This window comes from Nocardioides humilatus, from assembly GCF_008373755.1.
GTDB lineage: Bacteria > Actinomycetota > Actinomycetes > Propionibacteriales > Nocardioidaceae > Nocardioides > Nocardioides humilatus.
In genome coordinates, this window is record NZ_VUJV01000229.1 from 1 (window position 1) to 358 (window position 358).

At 51.4% G+C, this 358-nt stretch carries 1 protein-coding gene; it reads right to left on the bottom strand.

The features are described from left to right. Positions 1–288, bottom strand: a 288-nt coding sequence (locus F0U44_RS24540) for an Hsp70 family protein (protein ID WP_149730661.1), incomplete at its 3' end; no start/stop codon positions are given. Positions 289–358: the final 70 nt, after the last annotated feature.

Genomic DNA, 358 nt, shown 5'->3' on the forward strand with positions numbered 1-358 from the left:
ACTGACAACCTCGAAAGGCCAGTGCTTCATGTCGGCTTGCACAGTAGCATCTTCGAACTTACGTCCGATGAGACGTTTGGCATCGAATATTGTGTTGTTGGGGTTCATCGCCACCTGGTTCTTGGCGGCATCTCCGATGAGACGCTCGGTGTCTGTGCGCGCAACATAAGACGGAGTGGTCCTGTTGCCCTGGTCGTTGGCGATGGTCTCCACCTTCCCGTGCTGGAAGACACCAACGCAAGAGTACGTGGTACCCAGATCGATTCCTACTGCGGGTGCTTTTGCCATTTTGTATTTTTAATCAGTCTTGTTACTTGTTCTTAAAACAACTCAGCAAACGTGCGCGATTGACGGCTTC